Origin of the sequence: Spirillospora sp. NPDC049652, assembly GCF_040675125.1 — a bacterium.
In the GTDB taxonomy this organism is placed as follows: Bacteria; Actinomycetota; Actinomycetes; order Streptosporangiales; family Streptosporangiaceae; genus Spirillospora.
In genome coordinates, this window is the sequence record NZ_JBFAOF010001203.1 from 1 (window position 1) to 1,883 (window position 1,883).

The window sequence follows — 1,883 nt, forward strand, 5'->3', positions numbered from 1 at the left end:
GACGACCAGGCAGTCGCGGGCGTCGACGCCGGCCGACGCCGCGGCGTGCAGGAAGAGGTCGGGTGCGGGCTTGCCCACACCGCCCACGTCCTGGGCGCTGAACACGATCTCGGGCGGGAGCTGGGAGCGCAGGCCGGTCCGGTCGAGGGTGAGGTCGATCCAGGTGCGGTCGGAGGACGAGGCCAGGCAGTAGGGGACGCCGCGCAGCCGGAGCCCGGTGAGCAGGTCGGCGGCTCCGGCGGTGGGCGCGAGTTCCTCCCGGAAGGCGGCGAAGACGCGCTCGTGCCACCGCGCGATGAAGTCATCGGGCAGGCTGCCGCCGTGCCGGTCCGCGATGACCCCGTGGACGTTGCGCGCGGCGGTGCCGAGGAAGTCGCGGACGGCCTCGTCCGGCGTCGTCGGAAAGCCCAGCTCCGTCAGGTAGCCGGACAGGATGCGGTGCGAGACGCGCTCGCTGTCGACGAGCACGCCGTCGTTGTCGAAGATGACCAGTTTGTAGGACATGCCGGACCTCCAGGTCGGTCGGGTGCGGTCAGCCGAGGACGGACCGGTAGTGGGTGGTGAGCCGTCCCGTGTCGTCCAGGACGTGGAACGCCAGCGCGGGCGGCTGGTCGAGGAACACGTGGTCCCCGGGGTGGGGACGCTGTTCCCAAGGCAGCCGGAGGGTGGAGACGACTCCCGGGGCCACCAGCAGCGGCCGTCCGGCGAAGGTGGTGGCCGCCGCGGTGTGGGCGTGCCCGCACAGGAACGCCACCAGGTTGGGGTGGCGGCCGGCGAGGGCCGCGAGCCGCTCGGTCCGGAACTGCCGGAGGCCGTCGATGTAGGGATCGTGCAGCAGGGCAGGCGGGTGGTGGAACCCGACGAGGACCGGCGTCGTCTCCGGAGTCTCCGCCAGCACCTTCGCCAGCCAGTCGAGGGTCTCCTCCTCCAGCAGTCCCTCGTCCTTTCCCGGTACCGAGGTGTCGCAGAGCGCGACCACGGCGCCGCCGGCGCGGCGCACCTGGTCGACCGGCGCCGTCGAGGGCGGCCGCCGCAGCAGGAACTCGCGGAAGGCGGCGCGGTCGTCGTGGTTGCCGGGGCAGACCATGACCGGGTGCCGGGACGCGAGCAGCCCGCGGGCCAGCTCGTACTCCTCGGGCCGGCCGTGGTCGGCGACGTCCCCGGTGACCAGGACGGCGTCCAGGTCGTGCGGAAGGCCGTCGAGGTAGGCCATGACGGCCCGGGTGCGCTCGGTGGCGCGCTCCTCGGTGTCGAGATGGACGTCGCTGACATGGGCGATCACGATCAATGCGGGGGTCCTTCGCTCGGTGGGCGGCCGGGGTCTCCGAGACTAGGAGCCGACTGGACCAGAAATAAGATCCAGTTCCATGACGCGTTCTTGGTCCGGTTCGGGGCTCGACCTCCATCTCGATCTGCGGGCCACCGGACGGCGGCGGGCGGGCCTGGAGGCCGCCCTGCGCGCGGCGATCCAGGACGGCCGGCTGCCCGCCGGGACGCTCCTGCCGTCCACCCGCGGGCTGGCGCACGACCTCGGCTTCTCCCGGGGCACCGTCACGGCCGCCTACGACCAGCTCGCCGAGGAGGGGTTCCTGGCCATCCGTCCCGGGGCGGGCGCCACCGTGGTGGGGGCGGCGGCGCGTGCGGTCGAGGCCGAGCCGTCCCCGCCGGGCCCGCCGCCTCCCCGGCACGACCTGCGGCCCGGACGCCCCGACCTCACCGCGTTCCCCACGGGCGCCTGGCTCGCCGCGACACGGCGGGTGCTCACCGGGGCCCGCCCGGAGGTCTTCGCGGCCGGCGACCCGCAGGGCCGGATCGAGCTGCGCCGGGCGCTCGCCGACTACCTCGGCCGCACCCGCGGCGTCGTCGCGGGGCCGGGCCGCATC

The 1,883-nt window shown here is 74.6% G+C and carries 3 protein-coding genes; 1 reads left to right on the forward strand and 2 read right to left on the reverse strand.

Annotated features, from left to right (window positions below):
• Positions 1–504 (reverse strand): HAD family hydrolase (locus tag AB0J52_RS38565; protein WP_500187992.1); only part of this gene is annotated, 504 nt, incomplete at its 3' end.
• Between the two features lie 28 nt (positions 505–532).
• Entirely contained in the window at positions 533–1,282 is a 750-nt protein-coding gene (locus AB0J52_RS38570) for a metallophosphoesterase (RefSeq protein ID WP_500187996.1), read from the reverse strand.
• An 85-nt stretch (positions 1,283–1,367) separates the two neighbouring features.
• Here AB0J52_RS38570 and AB0J52_RS38575 point away from each other — a divergent pair.
• Positions 1,368–1,883 (forward strand): GntR family transcriptional regulator (locus AB0J52_RS38575; protein ID WP_500187994.1); only part of this gene is annotated, 516 nt, incomplete at its 3' end.